Raw genomic sequence first — 14,914 nt, 5'->3', positions numbered from 1 at the left:
AAATTTATGAATGTGACCAAACGCCGGGCAATATATGAGACGCTGCAAAGTCTGAACCCGCACCCGACGACTGAGCTTGAATATAAAACACCGTTTGAACTATTGATTGCAGTTATGCTCTCTGCGCAAGCAACGGATATTTCCGTCAATAAAGCGACCCGCCATCTATTTAAGGTTGCCAATACACCACAAACCTTACTGGAACTTGGCGAGGCAGGTGTGATCGACTATATAAAGACCATCGGTCTTTTTCGTACCAAAGCAAAAAACCTCATCACAACTTGTAAAATGCTGCTTGAACATTATTCTGGCACGGTTCCCGCCGATCGGGATGCGCTTGAATCGCTGCCTGGCGTTGGTCGAAAAACTGCAAACGTGGTTTTAAATACGGCTTTTGGCCAGCCAACGATTGCGGTTGATACGCATATTTTCCGGGTGGCAAACCGTACGGGCTTAGCACCAGGCAAAGATGTACGGGTCGTTGAAGCGGCGCTCGAGAAATATACACCTAAAGAGTTTCGGCACGATGCTCATCATTGGTTGATCTTGCACGGCCGTTATGTCTGCAAAGCCCGTCGTCCCGAATGTTGGCATTGCGTGATTGAACCCCTATGCGAGTTTAAAGCTAAAACCTCCGCACCGGATCTAGGACTCAAGACCCCAACTCGGCAACCTCGAGTAAAGTTAAATTTAGTCACCAAGAATCGAAATTGATTTCCATAGCAGAATAAAACAGGCCAATGTTTAATCCGAGTCAACAAGAAGTCCGACAATTTTTTTGCGAAACCTGGCGCAAGCAGCGGGCAGGCGCCATCCTCACGCCTCTCGAAAATATCGCAGCAAGCTGGATCAGCGAGCATCCAGAGTATCATGAACTGCTTTCGACTCCTGACGCACAAGAACAAGTGTATCTGCCAGAGCAAGGCCAAACCAATCCATTTTTGCATTTATCGATGCACCTCGCCATCAGCGAACAGGTATCGATCAATCAGCCCCCAGGTATTCGCGCAGCGCATGAGCGGCTTGCCGCCAAATTGGGGACAAGCCATGCCGCTCACCATATGATTATGGAATGCCTCGGTGAAACATTATGGCAAGCACAACGTAACCAGACGCCGCTGGATTCGGCCGCCTATCTTGCATGTATTAAACAGCGAGCCTCATAAAAACGCTTGACCTCCTCTCACGAGTGCACAATACTGGATCTCTCATGCCTGTTCCTCGCTTCTTTGTATCAATGCCGCTTATCGCTGGCGAATCAATCACCTTGCCAAACGATGTCGCTCTGCATATGCGTGTCTTACGCTTAACCGCAGGCGACCCAATTATTTTATTCAACGGCATGGGCGGCGAATTTAAAGCCACGGTGTTGACTATCGACAAAAAGCAGCTACTCGCGCAAGTAGTCGCCCACGACACCTGCGCTCTGCGTAATACAGAGCCACCCTATCAGCTAACGCTCGCGCAAGGGATTGCAAGTGGCGACAAAATGGATTGGCTGATTGAAAAAGCGGTTGAATTGGGCGTGCACCGAATCGCGCCCATCACCACTTCAAAAAGCGTGGTGCGGCTAGCTGGCGAACGAGCCGTGCGTCGTCATCACCACTGGCAAGCCTTAGTGCGCGCCGCCTGCGAGCAATGCGGTCGCAACCAACTGCCCGTCGTTGATGCGCCGATTGATTTCACCACCTGGCTCAGCACATTGCCCCAAACCGCGCCAGCCAATGATTCGACCCGATTTATGCTATCACCGCGCGCCACGCGCGGCTTTCAGACGCTGCCCGCCACCCCTCCTGCCGAACCCGTGATTCTCCTTATCGGTCCCGAAGGCGGCCTCACTGCAGCGGAAGAACAGGCAGCAACCGCCTATGGTTTTTTTGAACTCTCTCTAGGGCCTCGTATCCTACGGACCGAAACAGCCGGCATTGCCGCACTGGCCGGTTTAGCTATACGCTGGGGCGGCTGATGATAAAGCGAATGAGAAAAAGACCCGAAAATCAACACCGCATTTAGCCCAAAATTCTGTTGCTTCGCGAAATACATCAAGCAGCGTCTCACGCGCTTCTTTGTCAAATTTTTGCGTCGCGGGTAAGCCTTCGAGCACAATCACAAAGCCCGGTTGCGGCCCAGCTTTATAAATTAATTCCGTCAAATTGTCATACAGCGCATCATAATTTTTACCCTCTTGCCTAGGCAGCAAAAATGAGGTGGTGATCGTACTCAGCACCTCTGCTTTGGTTTGAGCATCCGCACAGAATGCGTACAAAAAATGCTGGCCAAGCTGCCCTGCTTCGCGCGCTAGCTCAAGCACCCGGAATGCGCGAATTGACTGCACAATGTTAGGGCGCACATTCTTAAAAAGGCTCATATTGACCTTATCAGACAGGGGTTCGCTACAAGCGACACCCTTGCTGCTCGACAAAATATATTGAAAGGGGTTAGCGTCGCGCCTGGACAAGCCGCTCACGGCATGCGTGCCGTGCGCCATAAAATTGTCGCTCATACCATTGATTCCATTATGCGCTGAATATCGATTTCATCCTTATGCGGTGAATTGTTGCCAATTCATGCGCATCAAGCACTGAAAAACAGGTGTATCAGATTGCTCTTTTGCGCCGTCGGCATTTCATCGAGCAAGCTTTCACCTTTGATATCCTCTTCTTCCTAAAGGAAAAAGAGTCTTACCTTACAGCGTTCAGACTCTTCGCAAAAACAGATGAAATGTAATTCCAATTACCGTTAAAAGCATAAGAGTAACGTTATTGGCAGCTGGAATCAATATCAACCCATTTCACGGCTAGTCGCGACCACGTCGGCCACGACCAGCGCCGCCATATTAATAATACGCCGCACCGTAGCCGACTCAGTTAAAATATGAACTGGCCTGGCTGCTCCGAGCAAAATGGGGCCAATCGCAATATTGTTACCCGCTGTGGTTTTGAGCAGGTTGTATGAAATATTGGCTGCGTCGATATTTGGCAGCACCAATAGATTTGCCTCGCCTTTAAAAGTCGAATCTGGCAAGATTTCTCGGCGTAAACGCTCATCGAGCGCGCAATCGCCATGCATCTCACCATCCACATCAAGCCCGGGAGCTCGTTCTTGCAAAATTGCCAATACTTCGCGCATTTTCTGAGCAGAAGGCGCATTACTTGAGCCAAAATTAGAGTGCGAAAGCAGAGCAATCTTAGGTTCAATGCCAAAACGGGATACTTCTTCTGCCGCCATGAGGGTAATTTCTGCCAACTCGCTAGGCGTTGGATCAACATTAACGTGTGTATCCACTAAGAAAATTTGCCGGCCGGGCAAGATTAAACCGTTCATTGCCGCATACACTGAACACTCTGGGCGTTTGCCGATGACCTGATCAATGAAATGCAAATGACGATGAGTGGTACTAATGGTGCCGCAAATCATACCGTCGGCTTCGCCTTTATGCACCAGCATGGCGCCAATTAATGTCGTACGCCGGCGCATTTCAACTTTTGCCAGCTGCTCGGTAATGCCCTTGCGCGCCATCTTTTTATAATAAGTCTGCCAGTAATCGCGGTAACGTTCGTCATATTCCGGATTCACAATCTTGCAATCTTGCCCAGGAACTAAGCGCAACCCATAGCGCGCAATCCGCTGCTCAATGACGGCTGGGCGGCCAACTAATATAGGATAGGCAATTTTTTCGTCGACAATGATTTGCACCGCACGCAGAATACGTTCTTCTTCGCCCTCACAAAATACAATACGTTTTTTGTCTGCCGCCGTGCTACGAGCAACCGCAAAGATCGGCTTCATAATCGTGCCGCTATGGTATACAAATTGCTGCAGATGCTGCTGATAAGCATCCATATCCTCGATCGGCCGGGTGGCCACGCCTGCGGCCATTGCCGCCCGCGCTACAGCAGGGGCAATTTTTACAATTAAGCGCGGATCGAACGGCTTTGGAATCAAATATTGCGCTCCAAACGATAAGTCTTGAATCCCATAAGCGCTGGTCACGATATCGCTTTGTTCTTGCCGAGCGAGTTCAGCCAGCGCATCGACTGCGGCAATTTCCATTTCACGAGTGATGGTGGTCGCGCCAACGTCAAGCGCCCCTCGAAAAATAAATGGAAAACAGAGAACATTGTTCACTTGATTGGGATAATCCGTACGGCCCGTTGCCAAGATAGCATCAGGGCGTACCGCCAGCGCCAATTCCGGCAAAATTTCTGGGGTAGGATTAGCCAACGCCATAATCAATGGTTGCGGCGCCATGCGCTTGACCATTTCTTGTTGTAGCACGCCCGCTGCCGACAAGCCAAGAAAAACATCCGCATCCACAATTACTTCAGCCAACGTGCGCGCTTCGGTAGCTTGCACAAAGCGGGCTTTATCTGGATCCATAAGTTCCGTGCGGCCTTGGTAAACCACGCCAGCGAGATCAGTCACCCAAATATTTTTTAGCGGCAAACCCAGGTCTACCAGCAGATCTAAACAAGCAAGCGCGGCCGCACCCGCACCAGAAGTGACCAATTTAATCTCGGTGATTTTTTTGTCCACCACTTTAAGGGCGTTGATAATCGCGGCCGAGACCACAATCGCAGTACCGTGTTGATCATCATGAAAAACCGGGATTTTCATCCGCTTACGGCATTCGCGCTCGACAATGAAGCAATCGGGTGCTTTTACATCTTCAAGATTAATACCGCCAAAAGTCGGTTCAAGTGCGGCGATGACCTCAACCAATTTTAAGGGGTCTTTTTCATTGATCTCAATATCAAAAACATCAATCCCAGCAAATTTTTTGAACAAAACCGCTTTACCTTCCATCACGGGCTTAGCCGCCAGCGGGCCAATATCACCTAGCCCCAATACGGCGGTACCATTCGTCACCACCCCAACCAGATTACTGCGCGCTGTAAAGCGCGCAGCATTCAGTGGATTTGCTTGAATTTCTTCACACGCAGCGGCCACCCCTGGCGAATAGGCCAGGGCCAGATCACGCTGGTTAAGCATTTGCTTGGTAGGAGTGACAGCGATTTTTCCAGGGACAGGAAATTCGTGATAATCAAGCGCGGCGTCGCGCAATTTACTGTTGTATGGAGTCGACATGAAAAAGCCAATTATTGTAATAAAGTACTACGTCAGGATTCTTACCCAGCATTTTAGCGCTATTCTTCATTTTCCTCATGCTAACTGAATTTGATGTCATCGAGCGCTTTTTCACGCGCCCCCGCCAAACACCCTACGCACCCAGCATTATGCTGGGCACGGGGGACGATTGTGCGCTGCTTAACCTCGCCCCTAATCACCATTTAGCGGTATCCACTGATATGCTGGTTGCCGGGCGCCATTTTTTTGCGGATACAGATCCACGCGGACTGGGTCATAAGGCGCTCGCCGTGAATTTGTCTGATCTCGCTGCAATGGGCGCCACGCCACGCGCCTTTACCCTTGCCTTAGCTCTGCCTGAGGCGCGCGCGCAATGGCTCGCGCCATTTAGCGAGGGCTTATTTGCGCTCGCAGATCAATACGACTGCGAACTGATTGGCGGCGATACCACTGCCGGTCCGCTCAATCTCTGCCTGACTGTATTTGGCGAGATCAAGCATGGACAAGCGCTCACGCGGGCGGCAGCCTGCGTTGGCGATGATATTTGGGTATCAGGGGTGTTAGGCGATGCCCGCCTGGCACTCGGCGCACTGCGCCAGGAATGGACTGTCGCGACTCATGATTGGCCTGCGCTGCAACGCGCGCTTGAATGGCCACAACCGCGGATTGCATTAGGCCAGGCATTGACGGGGATTGCCCATGCAGCACTTGACCTATCGGATGGCCTCGCCGGTGATTTAATGCACCTGGTCAAACGCTCTAAGGTTAATGCCATCATCGAAGTTGATCAACTGCCGCGCTCCGCCATCTTAGAAAAGCAGCCGCTTGCCATACAACAACGCTGTACGCTAAGTGGTGGCGACGATTATGAGCTATGCTTTACCGCTCCCACCAATAGCCGTGGCGCACTGGCAGCACTGGCAGAAAATCTGGGCCTACCGCTTACTCGTATCGGTACAATAACGGCCTTTGATCCATCCAAGGCACAGATCCTGTGGCACACCACCAATAACACTCCACTGTGCGCACCACTACGTGGATTTGACCATTTTGACACTCATGTATCCTGAGACTGCAACGACCGCTGGCAAGCCGCCTGCGCCGAAACAACCTAAGCCACGGCTAACGGTGCGTTTTTTGTTTTCACATCCAGCCCATATAATGTCGCTTGGCTTAGGCAGCGGACTGTCGCCGATTATGCCCGGAACGTTAGGCACATTATTGGGTTGGTTATCCTTCGTTGCGCTTGATCGTTATTTTGCGCCTGAGCACTGGTTAGCACTGATTGTGATCGGCTTTTTAGCGGGTATCCCAGCTTGCGCCTATACCGCCAAGGCACTTGGCGCACAAGACCCAAGCGCGGTGAATTGGGATGAAACCGTTGCCTTCTGGTTGGTACTACTCTTTGTCATGCCCGCCCCCTTTTCGATGCAGTTGGCAGCCTTTTTAATCTTTCGATTTTTCGATATGGTTAAACCACAGCCAATCCGTTATTTTGACCAGCGGGTTAAAGGCGGTCTCGGCATCATGCTAGACGACATAGCAGCGGCGCTTTGTACTTTACTGACGCTTGCACTGTGGGCACGGTTCGCCTCTTATTGACCCACTTATCACCGACGATTTTTTCATGGAAACAGACAGTGTCATTCATCAGTTGGCCATCCGGGTTGGCAATCAGCTACGCGCCGGGCGGCTATTCTTAACCAGTGCAGAATCCTGCACGGGCGGGCTTGTAGCCGCCGCGATTACAGAGATTTCCGGTAGTAGTCAATGGTTTGAGCGTGGTTTTATCACGTATTCTAACCAATCGAAAACGGAAATGATTGGCGTGCCAACTGAACTTATCGAACGGCACGGCGCAGTGAGCGAACCGGTCGCCCGAGCCATGGCTGAAGGTGCGCTACGCAATAGCCGCGCGCAAATTGCCGTCGCTATCACAGGCCTTGCTGGACCCGGTGGCGCAACTGAACACAAACCCGTTGGCACGGTTTATTTTGCCTGGAGCAACCGTCTGCATACCACCAGCGAAACGCTATTATTCAAAGGTGAGCGCCAACAGATTCGCCGGTCAGCGGCAACGCATGCATTACGTGGCGTTTTGAAGCTGCTAGACGAGCAAGAAGTCTAAAAGCAAAATTGGAAGTTGACGTTTTCGTGCGCGATCGGCATAATCTGCATTCTTTGGCGAATTAGCTCAGTCGGTTAGAGCGACGGAATCATAATCCGCAGGTCCGGGGTTCGAATCCCTGATTCGCCACCAAAAACACTGCAAGCTTGACAAAAGACCTGAAGATCCTTATGGATCTTCAGGTCTTTTGTTACACGCAATGCCAAAGCTTGCCAACTGACAGCAAGCGAAAAATACGGGTAACTTTGAGATATCTTACCCTCATCTGCGCGAAAAACTTACTCGTAAACGCCCGCGTCCTCCCTGGTCGACCTATTTCTGGGTAATCGATTAACGAGTTTATTTGCTGCTCGATTCGGACTTGTATGCTTATTACCGGCAAATCTTGAATCATAATTCGTCAGCCAAATTCTTAAATATGTAGTTGGTCGGATTGCTCTGCTATCCGGTGCTACTGTGAGCAAGCCTATCAAGCAACTTGATGTGTCCGCGATAACAGAATCCACCGGGTATTTTTTATGGATTGGCTTCACAGACAACTTAAAACATGAGAAAATATTTTCGTCCATAAATGATTTTTTAAAATCAAATATAAATCAATAGGTTACGTTAATGTTGGACGAAATGAATGATGATCAAAAAGATTTAGCCCAGGTGGTTCGCTTGGCTCTCGCCGAGCAAACGGAAGATGTTCGTCTGTTTGTTGCTCGACTGGTACGTAAATATCGCAATTCAAACCCGGAACTCGCCGAACAATTGAATTTGTTTTTGCGGTCAAAGCAATCTCGCACTGCAACGCCGTTGCGCAAAGCGTTGAATACTACAACTACGGAACCTATTTTGCCCGTGGATGATGAGTCACGCTTATCGCTTCTGAAAGTTTTTAAAGATCCCATCGATCGTGAATCTCCATTGTTGTCGGCTGACTTGGAAGAGTCGCTGCAACAACTAATACAAGAGCGAAAGCAAGCGAAAAAACTCGCGGCGCTAGGTTTGCATCCGACCCGATCTGCGATTTTTGTTGGACAGCCTGGCGTAGGGAAGACATTAACTGCCCGTTGGCTTGCGGCCCAACTCGGAGTTCCGTTATACGTTCTCGATTTGACCGCAGTGATGAGTAGTTTACTCGGTAGAAGTGGCAGCAATTTAAGAGCGGCGCTTGACTTTGCAAAGCGCCATCCTTGCGTCTTATTGTTAGATGAAATAGATGCTATAGCAAAGCGTAGAAGCGATGAGTCGGATGTTGGTGAGCTAAAGCGATTGGTTACAGTGATTCTTCAAGAGGTCGATGAATGGCCGCCAGAGGGATTGCTTTTTGCTGCCACAAACCACGCTGAGTTAATCGATCCAGCCTTGTGGCGACGTTTTGATCTGATCGTAGAGTTTAAGCTTCCGGAGATGCCGCTGGTGAAAGACGCTATTCAGCGTTTCTTAGGACCTGATTACTCGGTTTTTGGTCATTGGATTGATATTTTGACGTTTGCTTTTAACGGCGAATCATTCAGTAATATCGAGAGGTCTATTCAGCGATTTCGTCGCGCTCTTGCATTAGGGACTGCTTCAGATGCCGAACTTATTGAAAATCTGATTAAATCCAGAGTGTTCGTCTTGGAGCATCAAGCTAGAGTTTACTTGGCAGTTTTACTTACCAAGCAGACTCACTTAACTCAGCACGCCATTTCGGATATTACGGGCGTAAGCCGGGACACTATTCGCAAATATAGCAGGGCAAAGAAGGGAAAAAGGAGACTGAAAAATGAGCCAGACTAATTTTCTGATTGGGCGCGGAGAGCTTTTAACCTACGAGATAAAGGGGCCCAAGCGAGGTGGCGAAAAAGTCGAAGTATATCCATTTTCTGTTGCAAAACGACGACTTGAACCTAAGCTATCAAACACCGCTGTTGAATTGGATCGTTTGCCTTCCGATGCATGTCCTCGCGATTTTGCCGTTGCGCGGTTAACCCTTAATCCAAGTTATATCGCTAAATCTTATTTTCCTAGCGCGTTCCTGGACACGTTTAGTTTGGAATCAGTTGGCAGTCGAACTGTTCGTATCACTCCTGAGAAGTGGACGAAGAAGGGGACGCCTCAAGAATGTTCTACAACAGAAATTTTTGTTGCAGGAGCGCGTGACGACTTTCGTCATTTACGTGAACGGATGGATGATGTTGTTGAAAAGTCTCAAACAGCGCTTGATTTAGCTCATATAGAAAATTTTTCTAGTTTTTCAGCCGAGGAGCGCATTCGCATATACGGCTCGGATAAGGATCGCTTTTTCGAAATTGGCTTGCATTTATTGCTGGATGAAGATTCGGCCTTCATTCGCGAAGGCTTCCAAGAATATGCAAAAAGCTTTGATGTAAAACTGTATGCTGAGTTGAGTTTTCAAGCAGGAAATTTATGGTTTATTCCGGCTGAGGGTGAACGCGAGAATGTTGAGAAATTATCGTCATTTACTTTTGTCCGAGTAATACGACCAGTACCTCTATTGCGCGAAATGCGGCCAGTTGTTCGAGCAAACTCTATTTCGTTAAGTTGTCAGCTACCCCCTGAACAACCATTGTCGTCTGAGCCGAAAGTCGCCATCCTTGACGGGGGTTTGCCTAAAGAGCATCCAATCGGTCCTTGGTTGCGCTCGTATCGCCTTCTTGATCCAACTGCTCAAGATCGCTATGGAGCAATTGAGCACGGCTTAGCCGTTACCTCTGCATTCTTATTTGGTCCAATTCAGCCTAATGGCGCTGCACAACGACCCTATGCTTATGTCGATCATCTGCGCGTACTGGATGAAGATATCGATACTGAAAATCCTTTAGAGCTTTATAGAACACTAGGCTTTGTTGAGCAAGTTCTACTTTCGCGGCAATATGAATTTATTAACTTGAGCCTTGGGCCTGATCTCCCTATAGAAGACGTTGATGTGCATGCATGGACATCGGTCATTGACGATCTTCTTCGTGATGGCGACACCTTTATGACTGTTGCTATTGGCAATAACGGAGAGCGAGATGTGGTTTCGGGCAACGCTCGCGTTCAGGTGCCTTCTGACTGCGTAAATGCGATTGCCGTTGGGGCGGCAAACAGTACTGATGTGAATTGGGCTCGAGCACCATACAGTGCCATCGGACCAGGTCGTAGCCCTGGTGTGGTGAAGCCAGATTTGATGGCATTTGGTGGTGATTTCACCAAGTATTTTCACGTTTTATCTGCAGATAAAAAGCCGGCCCTGTCTCCTCAATTAGGGACCAGTTTTGCATCTCCATATTTGCTGAGAAGTGCTGTAGGTATTCGCGCAATCTTAGGAGCTGAACTATCACCACTCGCAATAAAGGCGTTATTAGTCCATAAAGCAGATATTTCCACGCACGATAAGGTTGAAGTTGGCTGGGGGAAAATTCCCGAAGATATTATGACTATTATTACGTGCCCTTCTGGGATAGCGAGAGTCGTGTATCAGGGGCAGCTGAAGCCTGGTAAATATTTACGTGCTTCGTTGCCGCTTCCAAATGACGGCTTGAACGGAAGGATTAATTTAAAAGCCACATTTTGCTATGCCTCGCCAACAGATCCACAGGATGCCGCGGCCTACACTAAAGCAGGCTTAGACGTCGTGTTTCGGCCAAACTCAGAACGCATAAAAGAAGGTAAGGCTAACGCGGAGACAAAAGGATTCTTTGATATGAAAAAATTCTCTACGGAGGATGAGCGTCGATCAGATATGGGTAAATGGGAGACAGTTCTTCATGGTGACAAAGGTATGCTCGGGAGCTCTCTCAAAAGCCCTGTATTCGATATCCACTACAACGCCCGGGAAGGGGGCGGTAAGACGAATGGAGCAGAAGAAATTAGGTATGCTTTAGTTATTACGGTCGAGGCTCCAAAGCATGCCGATCTTTATAACGATATTTTGCGTACTTACGCTCCAATTTTGACTCCAATTCAACCGAAAATTTCGTTACCTATCCGAGTTTGATGTATCGGCAATTGAATTTCGCTTAGATAAATTTTATCTAGCCAATTGGCCATCATAGCGATATAGATTCAGTCGACATGGTGAGGCGTCGGTAGACGGCTTCGGTCTCTTGTACAAACAATGTTTTCTCAAAATGTACCTCACTTTTGCGCCGGGCGGACTCTCCCATCGCTCGCAAGGTCTCAGGCTTGCCTGTAATCTCCCTAAGCAAACTCGAGATCGCATCGGGATCGCGCTGCGGGACAATCCAGCCATCTTCGCCATCAGAGACGTTCTCTGGTAAGCCCCCGCAATCTGCCACAATAACGGGCTTCCCCATTGCCATCATTTCGCGACAAGCAAAAGAAATCGCCTCTGCATAGGAGAGCACAAAACCAATATCGAAAGCCGCGATGCATGGCCGTACATCCAATAAATTCTCAGCGAAGGTAACATGCTCGGACATGCCGAGTTGAGCAACTTGTTGCCGCTGCGAAGAACTCGGACTTTCACCCGCAATCAAGATATGCATCGTTTCGCGCACCAGGACAGGCAAGCGCGCGATTGCCGTCACCATATCGATCCACCCCTTGTAGTCGGCAGTACCTGCAACGCTCCCAACAATGAATTTATCCGCATGTTCAGGACCAACCATACGCAAACGTGCATGCTGCGAGGCTTCGTCGTTAAAAGGGTGAAAATGCTCTACATCTACACCATTTGGGATCACCGACACCTCACGCTTAGCATAAGGCGTACCGTCAAGCAGACGGCTGGTGTGACGTGATACCGCAATCACGTGATCGGTTGCATACTTCACTCGGAGCTGACTGCCGAAATGCTTTCCGACTGGTAGCGAGTTATGTTTTGTATAAACTACCCGCGGCCTTTTCCCATGCAAGCCGAAGATAGCGTACATGACCAAACGATGGTCCGGTGAACCGTTAACGTGCACAATGTCGAAGCGTTCCTTTTCGAACATCGTGCGCAACCGTTTGCGCGTACTGAATATGTCCCGCCATTCCCTTGGCTTACTCGGAAAAGGCATAGCAACAACGTTAATGTTAGGGATGGATTGGCAAAGCAGGTACAGCTTGCTTGTGGGTGGAACCGCCACCCATATTTCGTGATGCGCTCGTAGCGACTCGGCCAGAATGGCTATATAGGTTGTATGGCCGCCACCATAGCTCACGTGGAAGTTTGTGTACAGAATTTTCATTGATGATTCTCGAATTTCCTTGAAATATCTGTTTCATTATTCAGATTATTTCCAATTGATTATTATAATATTTTAACCTATACTGATTATTGATGTAATTTATGTCAGCGAAATTTATGCTTGAAATACTTGCAAAGTATCAACATTCAATTGCTGGATTAATTGCTATTACGGGATGGATTGTGACCTATCAATTCGGTGTTCTTAGAGACCGTAAGAACAGACAACGCGACCTTATTACCGAGTATTTACTAGACGCCTATCGGAAATTAGAGTCTGCGTCTAACCGAGAAAAATTAACGGATAGTCAAATCGCTAATGTTGAATCTGCCATAGCAGATATTCAGATTTTTGGTTCAGTAGAACTCATCGCTGCCATAGATAAATTTATGGAAGAATTTGTTGCGAATAAAAACGTCGATTTAAGCGGAATTTTATCGCTGTTGCGTGAAGATATACGGCAAGCACTTCATTTACCCTGGACCAATAACGCATTGCGTCATTTTCGATTATAAATATTGGGTTGCAAAATACTGGCAATGGACTGGCTAATTGACTAAGCCAGCTTTGCCTCTAATGTCCCATGTAATGCATTACAAACAATCAACTTTTCTGCCCTATACAAATCATTGAGTGTAAGCGTGCGCTCAGTGGCATCCCAGGTTGCATCTTCAAGTAAGGCTGCGCGCATGGTGCCAGGCAAAAGCCCACTTTTAACCGGCGGAGTCACCCAACGATCTTTAAGTTTAATAAAAATACTACTGCGCGCTCCTTCAGTGACCTCGCCGCGTGTATTACAAAACAGCAAATCAAATACATTAAGGCGCTTAGCTTCAGTCTGAGCACGCTCATAGCTTGCGCGTACGGTTGTTTTATAACGTAACCATACATCGCCTGCCGCCACTGGCGCAAAACCCGCGTCCGCCGCAAGCAGCACTTTGACGGGTTGATGCAGCGACACAAATGGCATATTTGTGATTTCAATTTCGCCATATTTATTTAAGGTAAGCCGCAGCCGCTGTGCCGAGTTTGCTGGCAAGGTAGCGATCGTTGCATCGAGTCTCGTGCGCAAGCCGTTAATATCCCAGTTAAAACCAAAATAATGCGCAGCTTCACGCAAACGCTGCCAATGCCGCGCAAGATGACGCACCCCGTGCTCACGTGTTGCGTACATCGTCTCAATCAGCGCAAAACCTGGATCCATCTCAGTTAAAAAACGGGCTTTTAATCTACATTCGGCGTATTCATCGGCCACGACGCTATCGTATACAATTCCCGCCCCAATCCCTAGGCGGCCATCGCGCAGGCCGTCAGAGCGCCGCGCCTCGAGGGTCAAGGTGCGAATTGCCACCGATAGACAGAAATTGCCGCTGGCCGGTATGGATCCATTAGGCACCCCTGGCAGAGATAGCAAAGGTACTTGACTGAATGAGGTCGCAGCTGACGACGATGACGGTCTTAACGGCGGCGCATCAAGCCAACCAATGACTCCGGTATATACGCCGCGCTCCGTACTCTCAAGTGCGCGAATCAATTGCATCGCACGATATTTGGGGGCGCCCGTAATCGAGCCCGATGGAAAAAGCGCACGCATAATCGCGGCAAAATTAACCTCCGCACGCAATTGCGCGGTTACGGTCGAGGTCATTTGCCAAACCGTCGGGTGTGGTTCAACCGCAAATAAGGCGGGTACTTGCACCGAGCCAGTCTGTGCGATACGGCTAATATCATTGCGCAGCAAATCAACAATCATTAGATTTTCTGCGCAGGTTTTCGGGTCAGAGGCTAACGCAGAGGCGGCATCGGTATCCGCTAACGCTTCATGCACGCGGGCAGCCGTGCCTTTCATCGGCTGGGCGGTGATTTTTCCTACTTGGTGACGCAAGAAAAGTTCCGGCGAGCAAGAAATGAGCCAACGATCATTGGGCAGCGCAATGAGTGCGCCGTAGGGTACCGGTTGACGCCCACGTAAGCGCCGATACAAGCCAACGGGCGAACCGAAAGCTTTGAAATTCAGCCGATACGTGTAATTGATTTGATATGCATCTCCGGCATGCAATGCCGCCTGGATAGATGAAAGCGCCTGCTTAAAATCAGCTTCATCCACGCTGGCGTGGAGTTCGGCAATACCGGCCACGCTCGGCTCAAGAGCCGCTGCATCACGCATGGCAAGCCATGCGTCAGTTTCATGCCGTGCCAGATGTGCGCACTCACGAAATAACAAGAACCGAAATGACGGCATGGTTGCGCTGCCATGGTTTGGCTCAGCCCATTCTGTTTGCTTGAGCTGCGCCCGCACCCCCCATTCATAGTCAGCTAATGCAACCGCATGCAGCCCAGCGCGCAAGTCAGCGTCTACGGCATTACACACAGAGTCCCAATCGCCTATCTCAACGCATATACGTTGATGCGCTAAATCGGTGTACAGGCGACTCGTAGGGGCTACCTCGCTCGCATCACAATCATCGAGCAAGGCAAAGCAATCAGCGTCCGTTAAATCCGTGACTGCCATCATCTCACCTAAACA

The 14,914-nt window shown here is 49.2% G+C and carries 12 protein-coding genes, 1 tRNA gene and 1 pseudogene; 10 read left to right on the top strand and 4 right to left on the bottom strand.

Going from position 1 to position 14,914, the window contains the following annotated elements; all coding sequences use genetic code 11:
* Positions 1–6: 6 nt before the first annotated feature.
* The 3 genes and pseudogenes from nth to NQD60_RS00635 form a co-directional block, all read left to right on the top strand.
* Positions 7–642, top strand: a pseudogene (nth, locus tag NQD60_RS00645) (endonuclease III); the annotation flags it as partial.
* Between the two features lie 98 nt (positions 643–740).
* The gene (locus tag NQD60_RS00640) at positions 741–1,166 is read left to right on the top strand and encodes a DUF1841 family protein (RefSeq protein WP_257100658.1); all 426 of its coding nucleotides are present in this window, start codon (positions 741–743) and stop codon (positions 1,164–1,166) included.
* A gap of 44 nt (positions 1,167–1,210) precedes the next feature.
* Positions 1,211–1,966 carry a 16S rRNA (uracil(1498)-N(3))-methyltransferase gene (locus NQD60_RS00635; protein WP_257100657.1) on the top strand — a complete coding sequence of 252 codons (756 nt, stop codon included), beginning with the start codon at positions 1,211–1,213 and terminating at the stop codon, positions 1,964–1,966.
* Here NQD60_RS00635 and NQD60_RS00630 read toward each other — a convergent pair.
* Positions 1,943–2,503, bottom strand: a complete 561-nt coding sequence (locus tag NQD60_RS00630; RefSeq protein WP_223693085.1) for a barstar family protein — start codon at positions 2,501–2,503, stop codon at positions 1,943–1,945. The genes NQD60_RS00635 and NQD60_RS00630 overlap by 24 nt on opposite strands.
* Positions 2,504–2,781: 278 nt before the next feature.
* The gene (locus NQD60_RS00625; RefSeq protein ID WP_257100656.1) at positions 2,782–5,088 is read right to left on the bottom strand and encodes an NADP-dependent malic enzyme; all 2,307 of its coding nucleotides are present in this window, start codon (positions 5,086–5,088) and stop codon (positions 2,782–2,784) included.
* 77 nt (positions 5,089–5,165) lie between these two features.
* Here NQD60_RS00625 and thiL point away from each other — a divergent pair, with 77 nt between their 5' ends.
* The 6 genes from thiL to NQD60_RS00595 all read left to right on the top strand — a co-directional run bounded on the left by thiL (position 5,166) and on the right by NQD60_RS00595 (position 11,189).
* Positions 5,166–6,158 carry a thiamine-phosphate kinase gene (gene thiL, locus NQD60_RS00620; protein WP_257100655.1) on the top strand — a complete coding sequence of 331 codons (993 nt, stop codon included), beginning with the start codon at positions 5,166–5,168 and terminating at the stop codon, positions 6,156–6,158.
* Positions 6,148–6,690, top strand: a complete 543-nt coding sequence (locus NQD60_RS00615) for a phosphatidylglycerophosphatase A (RefSeq protein ID WP_257100654.1) — start codon at positions 6,148–6,150, stop codon at positions 6,688–6,690. The genes thiL and NQD60_RS00615 overlap by 11 nt, the downstream gene beginning before the upstream one ends.
* 25 nt (positions 6,691–6,715) lie before the next feature.
* On the top strand, positions 6,716–7,216 hold the full coding sequence (locus NQD60_RS00610) for a CinA family protein (RefSeq protein ID WP_257100653.1): 501 nt from the start codon (positions 6,716–6,718) through the stop codon (positions 7,214–7,216).
* Between the two features lie 55 nt (positions 7,217–7,271).
* Positions 7,272–7,348: transfer RNA gene (locus NQD60_RS00605), tRNA-Met, on the top strand.
* 480 nt (positions 7,349–7,828) lie between these two features.
* Complete coding sequence (locus tag NQD60_RS00600) at positions 7,829–8,986, top strand: AAA family ATPase (RefSeq protein WP_257100652.1); 1,158 nt, start codon at positions 7,829–7,831, stop codon at positions 8,984–8,986.
* Positions 8,973–11,189 (top strand): S8 family peptidase, encoded by a 2,217-nt coding sequence (locus NQD60_RS00595; protein ID WP_257100651.1) that lies wholly within the window; start codon positions 8,973–8,975, stop codon positions 11,187–11,189. Before NQD60_RS00600 ends, NQD60_RS00595 begins: the two co-directional genes overlap by 14 nt.
* Positions 11,190–11,241: 52 nt before the next feature.
* Here NQD60_RS00595 and NQD60_RS00590 read toward each other — a convergent pair whose 3' ends face one another.
* Entirely contained in the window at positions 11,242–12,387 is a 1,146-nt protein-coding gene (locus NQD60_RS00590; protein WP_257100650.1) for a glycosyltransferase, read from the bottom strand.
* A gap of 116 nt (positions 12,388–12,503) precedes the next feature.
* On the opposite strand from NQD60_RS00590, the gene NQD60_RS00585 reads away from it, so the two are divergent.
* Entirely contained in the window at positions 12,504–12,902 is a 399-nt protein-coding gene (locus tag NQD60_RS00585) for a hypothetical protein (RefSeq protein WP_257100649.1), read from the top strand.
* A gap of 41 nt (positions 12,903–12,943) precedes the next feature.
* On the opposite strand, the gene NQD60_RS00580 is transcribed toward NQD60_RS00585, so the two are convergent.
* Positions 12,944–14,902: a chorismate-binding protein gene (locus NQD60_RS00580; RefSeq protein WP_257100648.1), complete on the bottom strand. Its 1,959-nt coding sequence runs from the start codon at positions 14,900–14,902 to the stop codon at positions 12,944–12,946.
* Positions 14,903–14,914: the final 12 nt, after the last annotated feature.

The organism is Mycoavidus sp. SF9855 (assembly GCF_024582735.1).
GTDB lineage: Bacteria > Pseudomonadota > Gammaproteobacteria > Burkholderiales > Burkholderiaceae > Mycoavidus.
Note: the sequence above shows the minus strand (reverse complement) of the source record. Positions and strands in the feature narration are given on the sequence as shown.

Excerpts from the sequence above, each read along its gene's own strand:
- NQD60_RS00590 (WP_257100650.1), bottom strand. The coding sequence starts at position 12,387 with ATGAAAATTCTGTACACAAACTTCCACGTGAGCTATGGTGGCGGCCAT.
- NQD60_RS00580 (WP_257100648.1), bottom strand. The coding sequence starts at position 14,902 with ATGATGGCAGTCACGGATTTAACGGACGCTGATTGCTTTGCCTTGCTC.
- NQD60_RS00610 (WP_257100653.1), top strand. The coding sequence starts at position 6,716 with ATGGAAACAGACAGTGTCATTCATCAGTTGGCCATCCGGGTTGGCAAT.
- NQD60_RS00585 (WP_257100649.1), top strand. The coding sequence starts at position 12,504 with ATGCTTGAAATACTTGCAAAGTATCAACATTCAATTGCTGGATTAATT.
- NQD60_RS00640 (WP_257100658.1), top strand. The coding sequence starts at position 741 with ATGTTTAATCCGAGTCAACAAGAAGTCCGACAATTTTTTTGCGAAACC.
- NQD60_RS00625 (WP_257100656.1), bottom strand. The coding sequence starts at position 5,088 with ATGTCGACTCCATACAACAGTAAATTGCGCGACGCCGCGCTTGATTAT.
- NQD60_RS00600 (WP_257100652.1), top strand. The coding sequence starts at position 7,829 with ATGTTGGACGAAATGAATGATGATCAAAAAGATTTAGCCCAGGTGGTT.
- NQD60_RS00595 (WP_257100651.1), top strand. The coding sequence starts at position 8,973 with ATGAGCCAGACTAATTTTCTGATTGGGCGCGGAGAGCTTTTAACCTAC.
- NQD60_RS00615 (WP_257100654.1), top strand. The coding sequence starts at position 6,148 with ATGTATCCTGAGACTGCAACGACCGCTGGCAAGCCGCCTGCGCCGAAA.
- NQD60_RS00630 (WP_223693085.1), bottom strand. The coding sequence starts at position 2,503 with ATGAGCGACAATTTTATGGCGCACGGCACGCATGCCGTGAGCGGCTTG.
- NQD60_RS00635 (WP_257100657.1), top strand. The coding sequence starts at position 1,211 with ATGCCTGTTCCTCGCTTCTTTGTATCAATGCCGCTTATCGCTGGCGAA.
- thiL (WP_257100655.1), top strand. The coding sequence starts at position 5,166 with ATGCTAACTGAATTTGATGTCATCGAGCGCTTTTTCACGCGCCCCCGC.